This is a genomic window from Paenibacillus sp. PL2-23, from assembly GCF_040834005.1.
Taxonomy (GTDB): domain Bacteria; phylum Bacillota; class Bacilli; order Paenibacillales; family Paenibacillaceae; genus Pristimantibacillus.
The window spans coordinates 7,501-27,665 of record NZ_CP162129.1; the positions used below are offsets into that span (position 1 = coordinate 7,501).

Annotated in this window: 19 protein-coding genes, 1 pseudogene and 2 riboswitches (1 of these 22 running past the window's edge); all 20 genes and pseudogenes read right to left on the minus strand. The window is 39.8% G+C overall.

All coding sequences use genetic code 11. The features are described 5' to 3' along the window. On the minus strand, window positions 1-428 hold the 5' portion of the coding sequence (locus AB1S56_RS00030) for a transglutaminase-like domain-containing protein (protein ID WP_340872991.1). It extends 382 nt beyond the left edge of the window; only the first 428 of its 810 coding nucleotides appear in the window; its start codon is at window positions 426-428; its stop codon lies beyond the left edge, outside the window. A 14-nt stretch (window positions 429-442) separates the two neighbouring features. Next, a riboswitch (cyclic di-GMP riboswitch) is annotated at window positions 443-523 on the minus strand. A gap of 74 nt (window positions 524-597) precedes the next feature. After that, window positions 598-676: riboswitch (cyclic di-GMP riboswitch) on the minus strand. A 191-nt stretch (window positions 677-867) separates the two neighbouring features. Next, window positions 868-1,842, minus strand: a complete 975-nt coding sequence (locus tag AB1S56_RS00035; protein WP_340872990.1) for a copper amine oxidase N-terminal domain-containing protein — start codon at window positions 1,840-1,842, stop codon at window positions 868-870. 34 nt (window positions 1,843-1,876) lie between these two features. Then, the gene (locus AB1S56_RS00040) at window positions 1,877-2,629 is read right to left on the minus strand and encodes a hypothetical protein (protein WP_340872988.1); all 753 of its coding nucleotides are present in this window, start codon (window positions 2,627-2,629) and stop codon (window positions 1,877-1,879) included. A 55-nt stretch (window positions 2,630-2,684) separates the two neighbouring features. Then, complete coding sequence (locus AB1S56_RS00045) at window positions 2,685-3,137, minus strand: VanZ family protein (protein ID WP_340872986.1); 453 nt, start codon at window positions 3,135-3,137, stop codon at window positions 2,685-2,687. A gap of 14 nt (window positions 3,138-3,151) precedes the next feature. Next, window positions 3,152-3,421: pseudogene (locus AB1S56_RS00050) on the minus strand (hypothetical protein); the annotation flags it as partial. A gap of 39 nt (window positions 3,422-3,460) precedes the next feature. Beyond that, window positions 3,461-4,516: a hypothetical protein gene (locus tag AB1S56_RS00055; RefSeq protein WP_340872984.1), complete on the minus strand. Its 1,056-nt coding sequence runs from the start codon at window positions 4,514-4,516 to the stop codon at window positions 3,461-3,463. A 43-nt stretch (window positions 4,517-4,559) separates the two neighbouring features. Continuing rightward, complete coding sequence (locus AB1S56_RS00060) at window positions 4,560-5,930, minus strand: sugar phosphate nucleotidyltransferase (protein WP_340872982.1); 1,371 nt, start codon at window positions 5,928-5,930, stop codon at window positions 4,560-4,562. A 73-nt stretch (window positions 5,931-6,003) separates the two neighbouring features. After that, on the minus strand, window positions 6,004-7,308 hold the full coding sequence (locus AB1S56_RS00065; protein ID WP_340872980.1) for a UDP-glucose/GDP-mannose dehydrogenase family protein: 1,305 nt from the start codon (window positions 7,306-7,308) through the stop codon (window positions 6,004-6,006). A gap of 56 nt (window positions 7,309-7,364) precedes the next feature. Next, window positions 7,365-8,828 (minus strand): flippase, encoded by a 1,464-nt coding sequence (locus AB1S56_RS00070; RefSeq protein ID WP_340872979.1) that lies wholly within the window; start codon window positions 8,826-8,828, stop codon window positions 7,365-7,367. Further along, window positions 8,825-9,886, minus strand: a complete 1,062-nt coding sequence (locus AB1S56_RS00075; RefSeq protein WP_340872977.1) for a glycosyltransferase family 2 protein — start codon at window positions 9,884-9,886, stop codon at window positions 8,825-8,827. The genes AB1S56_RS00070 and AB1S56_RS00075 overlap by 4 nt, the downstream gene beginning before the upstream one ends. A 365-nt stretch (window positions 9,887-10,251) precedes the next feature. Then, window positions 10,252-11,082, minus strand: coding sequence for a glycosyltransferase family 2 protein (locus AB1S56_RS00080; RefSeq protein ID WP_340872975.1), 831 nt, complete (start codon window positions 11,080-11,082; stop codon window positions 10,252-10,254). A gap of 111 nt (window positions 11,083-11,193) precedes the next feature. Beyond that, window positions 11,194-12,468 (minus strand): hypothetical protein, encoded by a 1,275-nt coding sequence (locus AB1S56_RS00085; protein WP_340872974.1) that lies wholly within the window; start codon window positions 12,466-12,468, stop codon window positions 11,194-11,196. Window positions 12,469-12,514: 46 nt separating this feature from the next. Next, window positions 12,515-13,411, minus strand: coding sequence for a glycosyltransferase (locus AB1S56_RS00090; protein ID WP_340872973.1), 897 nt, complete (start codon window positions 13,409-13,411; stop codon window positions 12,515-12,517). 3 nt (window positions 13,412-13,414) lie between these two features. Beyond that, the gene (locus tag AB1S56_RS00095) at window positions 13,415-14,503 is read right to left on the minus strand and encodes a glycosyltransferase family 4 protein (RefSeq protein ID WP_340872971.1); all 1,089 of its coding nucleotides are present in this window, start codon (window positions 14,501-14,503) and stop codon (window positions 13,415-13,417) included. Beyond that, on the minus strand, window positions 14,500-15,078 hold the full coding sequence (locus AB1S56_RS00100) for an acyltransferase (protein ID WP_340872970.1): 579 nt from the start codon (window positions 15,076-15,078) through the stop codon (window positions 14,500-14,502). The genes AB1S56_RS00095 and AB1S56_RS00100 overlap by 4 nt, the downstream gene beginning before the upstream one ends. A 1-nt stretch (window position 15,079) precedes the next feature. Continuing rightward, window positions 15,080-16,333, minus strand: coding sequence for a glycosyltransferase family 4 protein (locus tag AB1S56_RS00105; protein WP_340872969.1), 1,254 nt, complete (start codon window positions 16,331-16,333; stop codon window positions 15,080-15,082). Between the two features lie 39 nt (window positions 16,334-16,372). Next, window positions 16,373-17,452 carry a GDP-mannose 4,6-dehydratase gene (gene gmd / locus AB1S56_RS00110; RefSeq protein WP_340872968.1) on the minus strand — a complete coding sequence of 360 codons (1,080 nt, stop codon included), beginning with the start codon at window positions 17,450-17,452 and terminating at the stop codon, window positions 16,373-16,375. Window positions 17,453-17,479: 27 nt separating this feature from the next. Further along, window positions 17,480-18,418 carry a GDP-L-fucose synthase gene (locus AB1S56_RS00115; protein ID WP_340872967.1) on the minus strand — a complete coding sequence of 313 codons (939 nt, stop codon included), beginning with the start codon at window positions 18,416-18,418 and terminating at the stop codon, window positions 17,480-17,482. Between the two features lie 19 nt (window positions 18,419-18,437). Further along, on the minus strand, window positions 18,438-19,139 hold the full coding sequence (locus AB1S56_RS00120) for a sugar transferase (RefSeq protein WP_340872966.1): 702 nt from the start codon (window positions 19,137-19,139) through the stop codon (window positions 18,438-18,440). Between the two features lie 30 nt (window positions 19,140-19,169). Then, complete coding sequence (gene galU / locus AB1S56_RS00125; protein ID WP_340872965.1) at window positions 19,170-20,048, minus strand: UTP--glucose-1-phosphate uridylyltransferase GalU; 879 nt, start codon at window positions 20,046-20,048, stop codon at window positions 19,170-19,172. Window positions 20,049-20,165: the final 117 nt, after the last annotated feature.

Here is a 20,165-nt window from a genome sequence, read left to right on the forward strand (position 1 = left end):
GCCAGCTCCTGGGCTTTGGCAATCGCTTTGTTCGTGCTTGTCCAGCTTACGTTCTGAACCGAATTCAGATAGACAGCCTTCTCATCCTTCAGGTTCAGCTTCACCGAAGCTTGCTTGATCACCTTGTAGGACTTGCCGGACACGTTCTCCAGCACCATGACTTTATAGTCGCCGTTGCCGAGCTGAAGGGGGAACTGCTCCGTCTTCTTGCCGGCCGGGAGGTTGTACGTATAGCTTTCCTTGCCCTTCGTAATCATAACCTTGGTCTTCACATTCGCTTTCACGTCGTAGGATACCGCTACAACCCCTTGCGCAAGCTTCGTGTTATCCAGCCAAGCTGTCGCCGACGCGCTTGCATCAGCCCCAGTTGCATGTACCGGCGCGAACAAGACGAATGCTGCAATCAACATCAGAACGAATTTTCTCATTCGACAAAACTCCCTTCGGTGGCCAGGCTGCCATCTTGTTAGAAGGCCCTATAGCTTTGCGTCCCTACCTTTCGATAGGTTTGCCATTGTCGTGTAAAGTTGTCTAGTCGTTCAATAGGGTACTAGATTTGTTCAATATAGTCCTATAAATAAACAAAAAGCATATCCATTCGGTAGCTGGCTGCCATCAATCGGAAGGCCCTGTAGCTTTGCGTCCCTATCTTTCGACAGGTTTGCCGTTATCGTGCATTGCTTCTATAGGTCTTATATTACCACGTTTTGCTAGTAAAACAAGCCTAAATTCATAGATTCTTAGGAGGTATGGACGATCGTTCACCATATCGAACACCCCATCCCAAAAAAGACCTCCAGCAAGTAAGTCGGATCTCCCCGAACCCACAAGCCGAAGGCCTAATGAGATGATGCTTAGCTAAAAAAACTACATCCCCGCCAGTGCTCTGCCTGCTGCCAGCTCTGCCTCGAACGCTGAACGATACTCCGCAATCACAGCCGTGCTGTAGCCGTTCGCCGTCAGCTTCGCGCTGGTATCCGCGAGGACTGCTTCGAACTGGACCGTGCAGCTTGCCAGCTCCTGCTCCGCCTGCGCCTTCACCGTGACTTTCCCAGCGGCGTCAGCATTCAAATAGCTGACCGCCAGCGACATCAGCGTGCTCTGGCAGCCCGCTTTCAGCGACTGGAGGGAGGCTTCCGCGCTTGCCGTAATCTGCTCGTATGTAGGCTTAACCACCGAGCCACCGCCACCGCCGCCTGCTCCAGGAATCCCGCCGACAACGCCGTTACCCGCATCCGCTTCCTTCTTCTCATCCGTCTTCTCTTCCTTGGCCTTCTCTTGCTCCGCCCGATACACGGCCGACTCTCCCGTCACCGTTCTCGTCAGGGGGTCCCAGCCAATGTCAGTTCCGATCGACTCCGCCAGGAAGCGCAGCGGCACATAGATCGAGCCCTGCAGGATGAACAACGATTGACCAGCCGGAAGCTTCTTCGCCTCCCCGTCGAAGACCAGCGAAGCCGCCTTCACCTTCATCGTCAACGTCTGCTGCTCCTTGGCAATCGCTTTGCCCGTTGCGAGCTTCAGATTCTTCTTCAGCTCCAGCAGCTCGTCCTCCGTCGGCTCCGACACCGTCACTTCATTCTTCTCGCCATTCCACACCACCTGCTTCAGCAGCGCGTAGGACAGATAACGAATCGGCACATACGTGCGGCCCTGGTGGATAAAAGAATGCTGCCCTTCCGGAAGCGACAGCTCCTGCCCGTCAAATACCAGCTTCACCGCCTGCGTCTTCACCTGCACCGTCGTCGCAGTAGTCGTCGTGGCGGCCGCCGCTTGAAGCGGCAGACTCGCAGCCAGAACCATCAACAGCAAGCCGAACATTGCCCAAGATTTCATCTTCATCGCCAATTCTCCTCTTCATCCCGTATAAGCTTGTCTATTGCAAAGCGCCGGCAATCTCCACCAAAGCCTTCGACCGAGCCTGCACCTTGGCGCTCTCGTAGGCGGTGGACCAATCCGGCAGCTCGCTGGCCAACAAGCCCGCTTCCTGATACTGCGCCTTCGCGTCGCTCACCAGCCCGGCGAACTTCGCGTCGCATTCCGCTTCTGCCAGCGCCACCTTGCCTAGAAACTGGCTCGTAATCGTCTCAATCGTCGCATCCGGATTGGAGGCGAGCTCCGCCTTAATGTCCGCGACAAGCCCGGCGCTCTTGGAGCTGCACGCAGCCCGCAGCACCTCCATATCGGCCTGCACGTTCCCGTCGATGGCCGCCTTGCGCTTGCTCGCATCATCCGGCGCGGGCGAAGCTCCCCCGCCGGCTTGGCCGCCGGAGCTTGTTGGCGCAGCCGTCGCCGCCGGAGCCGCAGGCTGCCCGGCAGGCTTGTCAAACGCTGGCGCGGGGCGCGCCGTCTCCACGCTGGCGGGGCGCTTGCTCGCCGCAGGCGCAGTCGTCTCCGCCGGGGCCGACCCCTCCTCCGCTTCGGCGCCGGAGGCTGGCTCCGATGCCGCGGGGACGGGCGAAGCGTCCGGTGCCACGGAGCTGCTCGCTAGATCAGCGGCGGATAACTGACCGTTTAGCTGGTTGACTTGATTTATTTTGGCCAGTAGACCGACCGTGCCATAAGCGGCCAGACCCAGCACAGCCAGTGACGCCACAACAATGATGGATATTCTCTGAGCTCTCGTCATGCTATGATGGCTACCTCCCTACTCTAGCTGTCCCACTATGAAACAAAAAAAGCGGCTATTCGCCAGCAGACCTGCCTCTCATGCGCGCAACCCACTTGTAGAGGCCCATGCCAATAACCGCTCCGGCGCTGTCAATCAGCACATCCTGGACCTGAGCCCCTCTCCCAATCACGAAGAGCTGATGCACCTCATCCGACACAGCGAACAATACACAGAGGAGCAGCGTCACCGCCGCGCACCGCAAGCCCTTCATGCCGAGCTTAGTCAGCGTGCCCATAACCAGAATGCCCAGCACCAGATAGATCAGGAAATGAGCATTCTTCCGCACCATATGATGAAGCTCCACTGCATTCAGCTCCACGCTCGGCACCAGAAGCTCTACGAACGCGACAAGCCGCTCGGTCACGCCGTAGCTCAGCTCGTTCGACGACGTCGCCGTCTGATGCGAGAAGCTGATAATAACAGCCATCCATAGCAGGACGACTGCTCCGTACATCCATTTGCGCATGAGACCAATCCTTCTTATTGAACGCCGTAATAGCTCACGTACCAATCCGCGAACTTCTGCAGGCCTTGCTCAATCGACGTCTCCGGCTTGAAGCCTACCGCTTGCTGCAGCTGATCCGTCGAGGCGTACGTAGCCGGCACATCGCCTGGCTTAATCGGTTCGAACACCTTGTCGAAGACCACCTCTCTGCCGGTGGCTCTGCTCAAGCACCTCTCCAACGTCTCGATGAAGGTTATCAGCTTTCAGCTGGCCTGCCAAATATTTGATTGCAAATCCAAAATACGCCATGTCCGGTTTAGCACCTTTTCTAGCAGGTACCGCGGTTAGGATTTCAAGGCGCTCGCAATTTGTTTTATGGCACTTGAGCGGGCATCCGCTTTAGATTTGGAATACTGTGCATTCCAATTCGGAAGATGGCTTGAGCCAATGCCAGCATCCTGATATTCCATCTTTGCCTGGCTTAACATTAATTGAAAGCTCTGGTCACACTTTGCTTCCGCTTTTGTCACTTTACTCAAATACTCCGCCTGAATAGCTTCAAGTGATGAATCTTTGTTGGCATTTAATTCTGCTACAATTTGACTGACTAACGAGTTGCTACTCGCTTTACAAGAAGCGGCCAGCTCGTCCATTTTGAACTCATAAGCTGTATCAATCATATTTTTTGCCTTTAGTTGATTATCGGTCAATACTTGTGACGGTGAAGGATTTGGTGTCAATTCAGGTCCATCCTCACTACTAGGCGGGGTTGTTGTGTTGGAACCCGTTGCCGTATCCTTAATCCCCGTGCTTCCAGATCTTTTATTGTCCGCCTGTATTCTCGCCCATGCTTCTTCATTCTTCTTTATCTGCTCCGGATCCGTCTCACCTACGAACTCAATCGGATACTCAGGATTCAGAATAACGAGTCCTTTGCCATACTTAATCGTTATACTGCGCAGCAATTCAATCTCTTCTGGACTCAGCTTCTCGAGCAAGAGATTGCGTATCTTTTGCTTTTCTTCATTGGACAATTCATAAGAAGCGTTTCCTTGAAGATAGGATATTTCTTTCAGAGACAATCCAGAATTTAAAAGAATAGCCGCGATATCCACCGCATCTTGACTGTTAATCTCTTGGCCTCCAATTAAATCGCTGGCTTTTTCGACAGGTTTCTTTATTACAGCAGGCAGATCAGCTGATTCAGGCTTCTCCACTTCAGTTTCAGCAGCCTCCGTTGTCTGATGCCTCTCTGCTATTTCGTTCAAGCTAATTGATTTAATATAAGAATATACGTATATTGCAAAAGACAATCCAATTAATAAGACGGCTGCAACGGTGCCGACCACCCACTTCTGCCAACGTTTCCAGCGTTTTCTTTTCTGCGCTTGTCTAACCACACTCTCACCTTCTCTCTCTTAAATTTCTCATACCAAGAATTCACTAGAGTCTACTTAAGCAGTGTTCTTGAATCTGCTTCCAGTCTAATAGCAGTCGCGTAACATCTTCTTCAATTAACTCACTTCCAGATTGGACCTCTATGAACTCCATATCACTAGACGCATAAACAGCATGTTTTGTTCCAACGGGAATATGCCAAACATCTCCTGCCTTAACGGGAATTATACGATCATTAATGACAATCTCACCTGTTCCTTTAATAAATGTCCAAACCTCGGAGCGTTTATAATGAATCTGATAACTGGAGCTTTTCCCTTCTTGCACACAGATTCGTTTGGTTAGTACTTCTTGCCCCTCCTCATACCTTGTATAATCCAGTACCTTATACCAGCCCCAGCGACGTTCTTCGTACATAGGTCTTTCTTCATAAGAACCAATTAACTCCTTAATTCGTGGACTCGCACTTTTATCCGTTACCAATATTCCATCTGGACTCGCAGCGACTACTATATTAGACAGGCCTAGCACAGTCACTGGGACATCGAGCTCATTTACAATATGTGTATTATTCGAATCTGTACTTATTATTCCTTTTCCTAAGACAGTTGTCGCCATTTCCTCAGTTAGTGTATTCCAGGTCCCAAGATCCTTCCAATACCCTTGATATGGTATGGCAATAATATCATTCGCCTTCTCCACTACTTCGTAATCAAAGCTAATCTTAGGCAAACTAGCATATTGTTTGAGAAGTTCTTCGTAATGTATGGGCCAACTCTTTGATTCAAGCAAAGAGATGATATATCCTAATTTAAATGCAAAGACCCCACAGTTCCACATGGCTTGCTGTTCAATTAGTTTCTCTGCCTGGGATTCTGTTGGTTTCTCTTTAAAACTTTTGACTCGAATATAATTATTAATACTTGTTGGATCATCGGGCACAATATAGCCATACTTCGATGACGGATACGTTGGCTTGGCTCCGATTAGAGCAAGCTCAGTATTACTATTTGTTACTAACTGCTCTAAATCCTGAATACGATTAAAGAAGTGAGGTTCGACATATGGGTCGACAGGCAATACTGCTATCACTTCATCTAGGCTTGTGTTTTTTATAGAATAAAGATATGTTGCCGCAAGAGCAATTGCCGGAAATGTATCCCTGCGCTCTGGTTCTACAAGAAGCGGCACATCTGAGGAAAGCTGGTTTTGCATGACGTCGACCTGCGCTTTACCAGTTGCAATAATCGTATGCTGTGCCAGATTGGCTTGATTAATTTGCCTCCAAACTCGCTGGACCATCGACTCATTATGATTTGAATGTGCAAGAACTTTAAGAAACTGCTTCGAACGTGCATCATTGGATAACGGCCATAACCGCTTGCCAGAACCTCCGGACAATAAGATAAGTTTCAATATTAACGACCCCCTTACTAAATTTAATGCAAAATAAAAAGTCACTTAAAAAATAACCCGGATGACTTTAAAATTACATATTATAAATGACTTCCCTTCCAATTGAGTCATAAATAATGCGTGTTTCTCTAGCCTTCTGTAGTTCGTAACAATTCCTTCCATCCAAGACAATGGGTGTTCTCATTAAGTCGCTGTAATAAGTGAGGTTTAACTTCTTTACATCGTCCCATTCCGTAAAAATAAAACAGATATCTGTATCCCTAAGCGTCTCAAATATTGAATCACAATAATTAACACCAACTGGGTATAATTTCTTAAAATTGTCCACTCCAACAGGGTCCCACGCTTTTACATTGGCGCCTTCTTCAAGCATAAATGGTATATTTACGAGAGTGGGCGCCTCTCTTAAGTCATCTGTACCTGGCTTGAAGGTTAATCCTAATACAGCAATATCCAACCCTTTCAAACTGTCAAAATATTTTCTAGACTTTTTAATAAGCTTTAATTTTTGATTTTCATTGACATCTATAGCTGCTTTCACCGTCTTTAGCTCGTAATCATGGAAGCTGGCTAACCAATGCAATGCTTTGGTGTCTTTTGGAAAACAAGAGCCGCCGTAACCTATCCCTGCATTTAAAAACTTATTACCGATTCGACTGTCATATCCCATTCCAATTGCAACATCCTCAATATTAGCCCCGATAACCTCGCATAGATTGGCAATTTCATTGATAAAGGAAATCTTTAACGCGAGAAAATCATTAGATGCATATTTAATCATTTCTGCACTTTTTCTATTTGTAATGACAAGTGGACATTCATAACTTTTATAAACTTCTCTTAACACTTCAGCAGCATAACTGTCCTCTACCCCAATTACAATTCTTGAAGCATGTAACGTATCCTTTACCGCAGAGCCTTGAGCAAGAAATTCGGGATTAGAAACAACATGTACAGTAACGTCATTCTTAAGATTTGATCTAATTAATTGTTCGATTTTATCATTCGTACCTATTGGAACAGTAGACTTGACGACAACTACGCAACTTCGTTCAATACTTTGCGCAATTTGTACAGCTACTTCATATACATAACTTAAATTTGCTGAACCATCCTTCTTTTCGGGCGTTCCGACACCTATAAATATTACCTCCGCATCCTTATATGCGGTGTTATATTCCGTTGTAAAGTGTAATCGGTCCATATTTCTAACCATTAACTCTTCAATGCCAGGTTCAAAAATGGGAGATTTCCCAGCATTCATTGTCGCTACTTTCTGTTCATTTATATCAACACAAGTAACGAAATGACCACGATCTGCCATACATACTCCTGTTACTAAGCCAACATATCCTGTTCCGGCTACTGCAATTTTCATATTTTCAGCACCTTTTAAGTAATTAAATAAACAGTGAAATTTAAATGGACTTTCAATTAATTTTTCTTAATAACAGTTGTGCTCCTGAATTTATATTTAATAATCTGTATACACCTGATTGCATACACATTCCTAAATATTAATAATGATATAAAATAGATTATAAGTCCTCCTAATAAGGAGAAAATTAGGACATATACATCGCTATCGATATAGTAATTTAGAATTTTAAGAAACAAAATTAGAAAAACAGTAGACACAATTGTTTGCCATATGCTTTTGTAATTATTTTTAATATTAATTATTTTGCGGCTATAATATACAACAATTGCACATACCATAAGCTCGGAAAGCACTGTTGTTATTCCTGCGCCGTTTTCTTGTAGCGAGGGTATGAAAAAAAAATTAGCTATTATGTTCGTTGATGCTGCTAATAATGTTGCTTTCAATATCAACGATTCTTTGTTTGCTGGAAGAAGCACAAGCTGCATGAAGAAATAGGCGATAATAGCAAAGAAAATTGCAATGCATTTTATCTTTAAGGTTAAAATTGCATCAGAATAGTGTGGACCGGCTAGTATATTAACGATATTCGTACTTAAGGTAAACATCCCTGCCATTAGCGGAACCGCGAGTATTATAATAATGTTGTATACGTCGTTAGTCATCTTTTCGTATTTTTCTTTTGTTTCATGCATATACATATATGAGAATCTTGGAAGGCATACAATTACGATGGCAAATAAAAGTTGTTTAAATATAGTGTATATTTTACTTGCTGTGCTGTATATCCCAACACTGTAATCGTTAATCATCACACCTAACATTGTTATGTCAGCAGTTGAGTAAAGTGTTGATGCCACGCTCGTAAAAAAAAGAATTAAAATGGGTACTATATGCTTTTTAAAATTACAATTAAATATAAATACTCTCGAACTATATCTCTTTGTATAAAAATAGTTTATAACACCAGCCCCAGCACTTGAAACTACTACACATAATGAATATAATACGTAATCGTTTCTATCCTTAACTAATATAAAAATCATCAATAACGCGATTATTTGAAATGCGATCGTACGAATAGTTATATATAGATAGTCTTCAAATATGGAATTAATCCAATCAGCACCAATCAGTGAAAGCGGGATTGCTAAGCTCAATACCCAAAGAAGCTTATGATAGCCATCAAAGATATCGGTAAACAGAATCAACACTGTCAATAAGCCATAGGCAAACAATGAAGTCAAGACATTGATACTGTAAACTTCTGAAACAAATTTATTAAGCGCCTCCTTATTTCCTCTTAACCGCGAACCTTCACGAACAGCATATATATGAATACCTAAAGCAGCAATCAGTGAAAAATAGGTCATAATTGAAATAGCATAATTCACTTTCCCAACATTCTCTACAAGTAATGTGCGTGAGATATAAGGGAATGTTATTAATGGAAACAACATTCCCATAGTGGTTTTGATAATATTAAGAATTGCATTTACACCAAGAGACTTTTTCATTTCTTAATTCCTTCTCTAATCCACTTTCTAAGTTTAAATAGCTTTACATATAAGTACGTACTTTTTTTAGCTAATAGCCAAATCATAAGTTTGCTATAGCTTAACCAGTTAGTGCTTATTTTATTATTTTGTTCTATCGCTTCTTGGAACACGCTGAATTCAATAAACTTTCTTAATTCCTTTGCCTTTACATAGTCATTTTGATTATTGTCTACATGTAAATAGCAGCATTTAATTCCTACCATGATATGCATATAAATCTGATAGTGTATATTATTCTTATAATCCTCATGAATGCCACTTGATTTCATGTATTCAATGATTCTATTTGAAAAAGTAACTGCATATTCCGGCATTTTAATATTAAATTTTCGTGTTGAAGAATGTGGATTTTCTTGTACCACATACACATCATTTTCATAGATTGCAATCTGATCCACCGAATTAAGCACTTTAAAATAAAACAATAAGTCCTCGCCTAACCCCATATCTGTGTCAAATGAAATGTTATTATCGGTTATTATTTCTTTGCTAAATATCTTCCCGTAAGGTCCGTGGGTTGATAACCGCATGTGCCTATCATACATCTTGTATTCATCTGATATGTGTGCATCATAATCAAGCAGGACTTTAGCAACTACTTTGCTATCAAATATGTGAACAAATTCGTGTGAATTTATTTTTTCAATTTCCTGACCTCGTCTTAAACCTCCTTGTACCACTTTGCATTTAGTTTTTTCTGCGGTCGTTACTAAAGCAAGGATAGCTCCACTATTGTAGTAATCATCAGCATCAGCAAACATAATCCAACTGCCTGTCACATGTTGAAGTCCGATATTACGGGCATTTGATACTCCTGCATTTTCAATGCTAATAACCTTCACATTATTGAAGGTACTATATTTTGATAATATATTAGCAGTTCCATCTGTAGAACCGTCATCTACAATGATAACCTCAATATTCTCATATTGTTGATTAATTAAGGAGTCTATACATTTAGCAATATTCTTTTCTTCATTGTATGCAGCAATAATAACACTTACATTTGGTAACATGACTCCACCTGCCATTACAATATAATTTTTGTTCTATAGGTATCATTCTGCCCCCATAGCAATTACACAGTTTATAATAAAGTAAAATGTCATGATTGCCTCGGTAGTTAGCATAAATCTCTTAAAATTAATAAAGTACATTCCCTACCTTTTTATGCCCAGCATATAAAAAGAAAAGCAATCTTTCTAATCTGTATATTCTTCCCAGTAATCTTGTCAAAATTAGATCTTTTCTAGAATGCAAGGAGGAGATATCACTTCCCTCTGGAGTTATTAAAGATAAATAGCATCTCCATGACAACCACCAGACAAATAGGATTGAGTGACTCTCAAGCAGTTACTTTCAAATTCACTCACAAATTAATTTAGCACTCTCTCTTGAATATTATAGACATAAAAATTCGTAAATATATCCAAATAAAAAAGGGAACTCCTATTATATTATAATTTCTATAATAGAATCGAAATGTAGATTTTATGGGAAGACCTTTTATAGATAGTAATAAAGAAGTTCTTTTTTTTCTTGAGAGTTTACTATCCCTATAAGTATTTGAGATAGGATTCCTTTCGCATGTTCCAACGTAGTTACCTGCAACATAAATTGGAATATCATGTTTTTTCATTCTGCATGAATAGTCATAATCTCCTAAAGCATGTTCATAGTAATTGTCAATCAGTCCCACGCGTTCAATTGTGATCCTATCTATTAGAAAACAGTTCCAGTTAGCAAAATCACATTTTTGAATCTTACCGTTAGGTGTTAGCAACTTTTTTCTATTAATGTTTAGTTTATTTACTAAGATACTACCACCATAAGTAAGTTCATTAGTATCCACTGACCTTGTACTACCAACAATTCCACACCTGCGATTAGCTAATTTATATGCGGTTAGCATTGTTTCAAGCATCTCATCATAGAAATCAACATCATCATTTATCATTAAGTAGAAATCATATTTTTTTGATTTTGCAGATTCCATTCCAAGATACATACCCTTGCTCCAATATAAATCACCCTTACTCTCAATAAGAGTAACATCTGGAAAAGTTCCTTTAATTGTTTCACTGGTAAGATCTGTCGAAGCATCATCACATACATAGATATCAATTTTCTTATATTGTTGTTTTAGTTTTTTAATGCAATTTATAGTCGCATCTCTTCTATTATAACAAGTTAGTATAGCAGCTATTTTCACTATAAATTCTCCCATATTTCATTTTATATTGTAAATTAACATTATATAAATCTTAACCTAAATTTTAAAACATAGTGAATCGTAATTCAATACAAAACATTAAATTCATCATTAGCTTTTACGACGCAAGCTGGAAGTTTCAGATACTTTGCTCATTATTTTATTTATTACTATAAGTATAATATATGAAACAAATAATAATAATATCGGTCTGAATAAACTTAATGGAGTGTATAAATACCACCTTGGAACTGAATATATAAAACACACCGTTGCAATTCTGTTAAATTCTTTTCTAAAGCCTCCTATATTACTGAGTATATAAAGCAAAATTAGAGTTGCTAGTACCACACCCGCCCAATCTAACCAAAAATAAAAATGTGATGGTATTAATCCACCACCTATATTAGAAAAATATAAGTCTGAATAGTAAGTTACATCACCTATATTTCTTTCTGAACCAAGAAATATAAACTTAACAAACTGCAACAATGATTCTGTCTTTTCATTTCTTTCAATTATTTGTGAAGTGGCTATATGAGTAGAAGTTGAGTAATATGCAAATACTGGTGTATTGAAAACAAAATAACTATTGAGCAGCGAGTCAAATATATTGATTATATCTATAGATTTAAAAGAATAATTTTGTCTATAGACATGAACAATAGTATTGATAAATATACCTATACCCGCCCCCATAATAACCTTTTTTATTGTTAGTTTCCTTAAGAAAATTGTTATTAATAAAAAGATTATTATTTGCAAAGATGTAATTCTACCACCATAATAAAAATCTTGTATTATAAACAGTACACAAAGAACGGTTATAATAGTCTTTCTTAACTTTAAACCTCCAGAGACTGAATACGAAAGAAGTAGTAGTAGTGTAGAGTATTCATAGATCGGTGTAATACTAACCTCATAAGAAGTGTAATTACCCCTATTCACACCAAAAAGCAAGACAAGAATCAAAACAAATATTATAAAGTAGAATAGTAATATATTGTTATATTTTTTTATTTCAAAGTTAATTAATTCACGTTTACGACCTACAATAAAGACTGATAATATGCTGGTGAATAGAAGCATGATATTAATTGATAATCCATAAATTTCAGTGGTCTTGGTCTGATTCATTGGAGTTCCTAAATTTCCACCAATTAAATACTCTCCCAAAACAATGCTATAATTGCAGTACAAAATAAATAATGTTATTATAAATAGTGGTATGTTTTTTCTCACTTTAAAACATAGAAGGAGTGAAAACAATAATGTTAGACAGGCTGAAACTTGATTACTCCACACTGTAGGCTTTAAAAGTAGTAAATAACTAACTACTAGTAGAATAACTAAACTTTTTAAAGCAAATATTTTTGAAATTCGCATTTTTCACGACCTACTTATTTTTTTACACTGAAGTATTACCTTGTTTTTAATATATTAGACTTTTTATTTTTTTTACTAGCTTATTCAAAATCATGAAATTGTATTTACAAAATAATTTTACTTTAAATGCTTGCACAGTAAATTTCAGATAACTTTTAAAATGTCTGCTTTTTAGAAGGCAGTATGCAATATAGTTTAGTCTATAATTATAAATACTAGTATTTTCTTTATAATGTTGTTCATACTTATTTAATAAGTATTCAAATCCCTGTACCTTGTTTTCAATATTTGAGGAAATAGAATCCTGGGTAATATAATAATTTACTAACGGTTCATTACAGTAAGCAATTGTATGTTTCTCAGCGATCCGAATCCACAAGTCATGATCCTGCGATGACTTTAATCCAGTATCAAATCCTCCAACAGATCGAACCACCTCTAGTCTTAACAGTGGGTAGGAGGTTGAACCAATAAAGTTTTCTAGCAATAAACGTTCAAAATCATTTGTATGAAGTCCTTCTCGCGCCAATGGCTCTTTTACTAATTTTCGATCGCCATTGGTTTGGATTTCATAGTGATCACAATACACTAAAGCTACATCTTCCTTGCATATTAGCTTATATTGCTTTTCTAGCTTAGTCGTTAGCCACTCATCATCATCATCCAAGAATGCCACATAATTTCCTGTTGCATGTCTAATCGCCGTGTTTCTCGCATGACACGCCCCCATATTTTCTTTATGAACTATATAGGTTAAAGGAAAGTTGGTGTAAGTAGATAACATTATTCGAATTTGTTCGGATAATTCAATTAACTGTGGCGCATCATTTACTATAATTATTTCTAAATTAGAGTAGGTTTGATTAACAATACTCTCAACTGCTCGCCTCAAAGTAACGACTGGACGTTTATAAGTTGTAATTACACAAGAAATTTTATCCATTATCTATACATCCTTAAAAATGCAGCTCATTTTTTTTAAATATTCAATTTCACAGTAATCAGAAATACACGTTGTACGATTTCTTACTCCTATTATTCTAGATTGGTCTTTTAAATCATATAATCTTGTATAGATTGCTCTTGTTTCTTTAAAATCATCCGAAACAATTATTCCATTAATCCCATCCGTGACTATATCAGGAATACCTGCATGATCAGTCGTTACAATAATCATACCATTTCCCATTGCTTCCAATATGGAAATTGGTTGACCTTCATTTGGATATCTAGTAAGTAAGGTGAAGATATCGCATTGTTTCAATAGATCTTTTTTCTGTTGTCCATTAACAACGCCGTGATATGTAATAAATTCCTTGAGTTCATGTTCCCTGATGTAGCTTTCAAAAAAAACTCTTTCCTTATTGTCAAAAAATTGACCGGCAAAGTTAAAATGAAGCTGCTTTTTAGCACCTTTCTCAACCCTGTCTTTCTCCAACGTTGCCATTTCTAAAACTTGCGGGTAACCTTTACTTCTTATAAAGTTACTAAGGTATAGCACTTGTAGGACTTCCTTATGAATTAATGCCTCACTCTTAACTTCAAACTCTTTATCTGACATGAGGTACTGATCATCCACACAGTTTGGAACAATATATATTTTATCTTCATCAATCATCCCTTGAAATATGCTCTTTAGAGATGAACTAAGTACAATAGTGCCTGCAATTTTTTTTATTGCTTTGTAATTTAAACTCTTTTGCCACTTTGGTAACTCATTGTCAACTAGCTCACGGTAGCGGCCACCATGAAGATGCACCAGGCATTTTCTTTTTTTCCACTCCAGCATTTTAAATAAAACTAGATCCCTTAAGTTCCCACCTTTTGTTTGGCTAATAGTGAAATAGAATAGATCAGCACTACTCTTCCATACCTTATATAGATTTTTAACAAATTGATTGTTATCTGTTAGATTCACTTTTTCAAATTCAAATTCATCAGCTAAATTGGAATGGTATAGAGTATCCACAGCCTTAGATAATCCATGAATTGGAGGGGGAAACTGTGCAATAAAGCATATTTTTCTCTTTTTCATTGACCTGCACCTTGTTCATTAATGTCTAGTTTCTTTATTACTCTTGCGGGATTACCAGCAGCCACACAATTAGCGGGAATATCTCCACTCACAACACTTCCTGCACCGATCACGGAGTTGTTTCCTATTCTACTCCCTTTAAGTATGAGACAGTTACATCCAATAAACACATTCTCACCAATTACAATTGGTTGAATACCCATCTTTTCATTTGGTGTATTTCTTCTAACTTTTGGATTAACTGGGTGGAAATCATTATCCATTATTTTTGTATTTGCTCCTATAAGTGTGTAATCACCAATGACTATACTTCTACGAGCATATATTGTTGCTCCTGATATTCCCACATGATTTCCTATCTTAACTACTGCATCAGAAGTTCGAGTTATAATGATTGTTCTCTGATACAATCCCAGTAAATTTGATAGAAACGATGAATTAATAGTAACATGATCTCCAATAGACAGCTTTTCACCAGATTTACTGTAAATAATTGGAGTCCCATTAAGTGTGAGATCTGACCCGTAACGCACTTTAATTATTCGCAGGAAGATCTTAAACCAGTTGCAATTCACTCTATTGCCTCCCGCTGCTCATAATCTCCATCACATATTTTTTTATAGATACGTCTTTCGTAAGATACTTAACTAAGTATTCTCTACCTTGTCTTGCTTTATCCTCTAACTTAATTCTTTCATCTTCCGAAGTAATTTTCTCAATTAGCTCCTTGACCCCTTCATAGTCACCAGGAATTGTGACATATCCACAATTTGCATCCTCGATAATAAGCCGTGCCTCTGAGCCTTTGTCCAGTACTCCTAACACCGGTTTGCCCGCAGCCATTATGCCATAAAGCTTACTTGGTACAGAAACTCCTTTAATTCCTTTGGCATTAATACACCAGTGTACATCACCAGCATTTAGACTATAGATTAGATCCGATTTATTCTGATAAGGTATGAATACTACATTACTTAGCGCGTACTTATTCTTTATCTGAATCAATTCTTTTCGGATTGAGCCTTCACCTACAAAAGCGAATATTATATCCTCTCTATCTCGAAACTCTTTTAATACATACATTAAATTTTCTAAATCATAATAAAGTCCTAAATTGCCCGAATACATGATTACAAACTTCTTTTCTAATCCATACTCCCTTTTAAACGCCCTTATTTTTTCGTCATTATCTGGTACAGGATAGATCTCTTTCTCATCAATCCAATTATTAATAAATACATGATTCGGAATTCTAGAGCCTTTAAATCTAGTATTTAAAGTCTCCACCATATCACGGCCAACAACAATTACCTTATCTGCACGTCTACAGCTGATTTTGTCGAGCCACAGCATCACTTTAAGAATTAGTTTATTCTTGCTATACCCAACAGCCATGGTTTGCTCAGGATTAAAGTCTTGAATGTTGTAGATGTACTTGGCTCTTTTCACCCACTTCCCCCAAAATCCAAGCAGACCTCCCAGAATGGGGGGTTGTGAGATGGAGAAAACAAAATCCATCTTTCCGACTTTCAATGTGACCACCATAGCTCCAATGAAGTAAGCTAAAATATTTTTAATTCTACTAGTTTTATTACTCTTTGAAAATTCGGGGACTCGAATACGAATTATATTTACACCGTTGATTTCTTCTCTGTAGAACAGCTTTGTCCGATATTCCTCAGCCACCTTTCCGGAATACGACGGAACAACGCATACTACAGTTATCTCAAATGCATCAAGCATTCCTTCTGCTAACTCTTTCAGAATCTGACCTGTTGAAGCCACATCAGGAATGTAATAGTGTGCATAAATTAACAGTTTTTTTTTCATATTATCCACTCTCTATCCCTTTCTATTTACAAGGGCGTTCTAATCAAACATTCTTCTTGCTTTATGTTCTTTCTCAACTTTTTTCCTATCCGCTACAACCATGAGACGTACTAACTCATCGAATGAAGTTCTTCTAGGATTCCAACCCAGCAATGTTTTTGCTTTGGTCGGGTTCCCTAACAATTGATCTACTTCTGCTGGTCGGAAGAACTTGGAATCAATCTCAACAATGATCTCACCTGTTGCTTTATTAATTCCTTTCTCATCAGCTCCTTGCCCTACCCATTCAATCTGAATGCTAACATGCTTAAATGCCAGCTCTACAAACTCCCTAACCGTATGCATTTCACCAGTAGCAATTACAAAGTCCTCTGGCCTATCATGCTGTAGAATAAGCCACATACACTCCACATAATCCTTGGCATAGCCCCAATCGCGCAATGAATCGAGATTTCCTAGTGTTAGCTTCTTTTGTTTTCCTGCTGCAATTCGAGCTGCAGCTAGAGAAATTTTACGAGTGACAAAGGTTTCACCACGGCGTTCAGATTCATGATTAAACAAGATGCCATTAACAGCGAACATATTGTAGGATTCGCGATAATTCTTCGTTATCCAGAAGCCATAGATTTTGGCAACGCCATAAGGTGAGCGTGGATAGAAAGGTGTCGTTTCACTTTGGGGAACCTCTTGAACTTTACCGTAAAGCTCCGATGTCGAAGCTTGGTATATACGAGTCTTCTCTGCAAGGCCCAAGATACGAACAGCTTCAAGAATTCGGAGCGTACCAATTCCGTCTACGTCTGCTGTATACTCGGGCATGTCAAACGATACACGCACATGTGATTGAGCAGCTAAATTATAGATCTCATCCGGTCGAATATCGTTAATTAGTCGAATAACATTAGATGTATCGGTTATATCTCCATAATGCAATTGAAAGTGATTATGATTCATCAGAGCATCTGCTTCTTCTTCCGTTAATAGATCTTCTAAACGCTCTTGATTATAAGACGAGCTTCTACGGATAACTCCGTGAACCTCATATCCCTTATCTAGCAGAAACTCCGCCAAGTAGGATCCGTCCTGTCCCGTTACTCCAGTAATAAGCGCCTTCTTCATGTTCTCCTCCATATATATAAGATCGTTCTAAGCTTTAGCCAGGTGCGATTGCAGAAACCATTCATATGCTTGTTTAATACCTACTTCTAATGCAGTGGATGATTTCCACCCAAGATTGTTTAGCTTGGATACATCCACCAGCTTTCTTGGCGTTCCATCGGGTTTGGAGGTGTTAAATGTAATAGCTCCTTCAAAACCAACTGTGCTGCTGACCAACTCTGCCAGCTCTTTTATCGAGATATCTGAACCGACGCCAATGTTTACGATTTCATCACTTTCATAATGATTCATGAGATACACGCACGCATCGGCAAGGTCATCGGAATATAGAAATTCTCGTCTTGGCGTTCCCGTCCCCCATACTTCTACGAATTCTGCATTCGCTTGCTTTGCTTCATGAAACTTACGAATGAGAGCCGGCAGTACATGGGATGACTGTAGGTCAAAGTTATCGTTAGGTCCGTATAAGTTCGTTGGCATTACGGAGATATACTTGGTGCCATATTGACGATTGTAGGATTGACACATCTTTATACCTGCAATTTTGGCGATGGCATAGGGTTCATTCGTCGGCTCTAGCTCGCCTGTAAGCAAATATTCTTCCTTCATCGGCTGTGGTGCAAACTTTGGATAGATGCATGTGCTTCCCAGGAACAATAGCTTTTTGACACCGTTTCTGTAAGCAGCATCGATAATATTATTCTGAATCATGAGATTATCACGAATGAAGTCCGCAGGATATGTGTTATTGGCAACTATGCCACCAACCTTAGCGGCAGCTAAGAACACATACTCGGGTTGCTCCATTGAGAAGAATTTCTCGACTTCTAACTGGTTGCGAAGGTCCAGCTCGGCGCTGGTCCGATAGATGAGATTCGTGTATCCTTCTTGTTCTAATCTTCTATTTATAGCCGAACCCACCAATCCGCGGTGACCGGCAATATATATTTTTGAATGAAATTTCATCCTTTAAATCTCCTTAGTTTTAGTAGGCGTTATTCGACTTCAGCATAACCTTAACAGTTTGTAGTATTAACCTCACATCTAGCGAAATGCTTCTATTTTGTATGTACTCCAAATCTAACTCCACCATTTGTCTAAAACTAAGATCATTACGCCCACTTACTTGCCACAAGCCTGTACAGCCCGGTGTTACACGCAGACGCTGTTTGTCGTAGCTGGTATATTCAGCAACCTCTCTTGGAAGTGGCGGACGCGGTCCAACAAGCGACATCTCTCCAATGAAGACATTCCATAACTGAGGAAGCTCATCTATACTTGTCCGCCGAATAAATCGACCAACCGTTGTAATCCGCGGGTCTTCCTTCATCTTAAACATTGCACCTTCAATTTCGTTCTGATCCAGCAGACTATCAAGCAGCTTCTCTGCGTTCGGAACCATTGATCGAAACTTATACATCTTGAACTGTACTTCCTTCTTACCGACTCTCATCTGATAGAAGAATACAGGAGCTGTCGGATTCTCAAGTTTGATCAGAATTGAAATAATTAAAAAAAGAGGTGACAGTACGATAAGTCCAAGTCCTGCCCCCACAACATCCATTGCTCTTTTAACCATGAGGTATCCACGCCTGCTGCGTTTTTTGATGGCTATAGCATTTTTATTGTATATAGGTTCCCCTTCTAGTACCGCTTCCACTTGATTACGAAGTGGGTTAGGCGCCATATTCCTTCACCTCTACGCTATTTAATAGTATTATTTAATGAGTTCACGTTCTACCAGCTCTTGCATAGCCGAGAGTAAGGGAAGTCTGAGTTCTTCATTATGTAATGCAAAGTCTAATGTTGTTTTGATGAACCCTAGCTTCTCCCCTACATCGTAACGGGTTCCTTCGAATGCATAAGCGTAAGTGCCTTTATGTACGTTTAAATGTTGAATAGCGTCTGTTAGTTGAATCTCACCACCGGCCCCAACCTCTTGACGTTTCAAATACTGGAAGATGTCCGGTGTCAGAATATACCGACCCATAATGGCTAGGTTTGATGGAGCGGTTCCCTGCTTAGGCTTCTCAACTAATCGGTTAATAGTAAATAGAGCACTTTCACTCGGGACCACATCTACTATGCCATATCGCTCAGTTTCTTCTATTGGAACAGGTTTTACACCAATAATAGATTTCTGATGTTGATCGAATTGCTGAATGAGCTGCTTCGTACAAGGAACTTCTGCGCGAACAATATCATCGCCAAGCAGCACTGCGAACGGCTCGTTCCCTATGAAGTTGCGCGCACACCACACGGCATGTCCTAGACCGCGTGCTTCCTTCTGGCGGATATAATGTATATCCACTCGTGAGGATCTCTGCACTTCTTCTAGTAGACCCAGTTTTCCTTTACTCAACAAATTATGTTCCAATTCAAACGCACTATCAAAATGATCTTCAATAGCACGCTTGCCCTTGCCTGTGACAATTATGATATCTTCAATACCCGACTCTATTGCTTCTTCAACAATGTATTGAATGGTCGGCTTATCGACGATAGGCAGCATTTCCTTCGGCATTGCTTTGGTCGCAGGCAGAAAACGAGTGCCTAAACCCGCCGCAGGAATAATGGCTTTTTTCACTTTAATCATCCTCATTACTCCTTTACTATTTTCTAATATATTGATTAATCAAATCCTGTAAATATTGAATGTATAGGTAGATAAAGTATCCACTCTTCCAGAAGACGGAAAAGTGGATAGTTTGTC

Bases quoted from the DNA above. Each gene is read 5' to 3' on its own strand.
- AB1S56_RS00035 (WP_340872990.1), bottom strand. From the start codon at position 1,842: ATGAAGATGAAATCTTGGGCAATGTTCGGCTTGCTGTTGATGGTTCTG.
- galU (WP_340872965.1), bottom strand. From the start codon at position 20,048: ATGATTAAAGTGAAAAAAGCCATTATTCCTGCGGCGGGTTTAGGCACT.
- AB1S56_RS00070 (WP_340872979.1), bottom strand. From the start codon at position 8,828: ATGAAAAAGTCTCTTGGTGTAAATGCAATTCTTAATATTATCAAAACC.
- AB1S56_RS00075 (WP_340872977.1), bottom strand. From the start codon at position 9,886: ATGTTACCAAATGTAAGTGTTATTATTGCTGCATACAATGAAGAAAAG.
- AB1S56_RS00120 (WP_340872966.1), bottom strand. From the start codon at position 19,139: ATGGCGCCTAACCCACTTCGTAATCAAGTGGAAGCGGTACTAGAAGGG.
- AB1S56_RS00065 (WP_340872980.1), bottom strand. From the start codon at position 7,308: ATGAAAATTGCAGTAGCCGGAACAGGATATGTTGGCTTAGTAACAGGA.
- AB1S56_RS00115 (WP_340872967.1), bottom strand. From the start codon at position 18,418: ATGAAATTTCATTCAAAAATATATATTGCCGGTCACCGCGGATTGGTG.
- AB1S56_RS00105 (WP_340872969.1), bottom strand. From the start codon at position 16,333: ATGAAAAAAAAACTGTTAATTTATGCACACTATTACATTCCTGATGTG.
- AB1S56_RS00095 (WP_340872971.1), bottom strand. From the start codon at position 14,503: ATGAAAAAGAGAAAAATATGCTTTATTGCACAGTTTCCCCCTCCAATT.
- AB1S56_RS00090 (WP_340872973.1), bottom strand. From the start codon at position 13,411: ATGGATAAAATTTCTTGTGTAATTACAACTTATAAACGTCCAGTCGTT.
- gmd (WP_340872968.1), bottom strand. From the start codon at position 17,452: ATGAAGAAGGCGCTTATTACTGGAGTAACGGGACAGGACGGATCCTAC.
- AB1S56_RS00045 (WP_340872986.1), bottom strand. From the start codon at position 3,137: ATGCGCAAATGGATGTACGGAGCAGTCGTCCTGCTATGGATGGCTGTT.
- AB1S56_RS00040 (WP_340872988.1), bottom strand. From the start codon at position 2,629: ATGACGAGAGCTCAGAGAATATCCATCATTGTTGTGGCGTCACTGGCT.
- AB1S56_RS00085 (WP_340872974.1), bottom strand. From the start codon at position 12,468: ATGCGAATTTCAAAAATATTTGCTTTAAAAAGTTTAGTTATTCTACTA.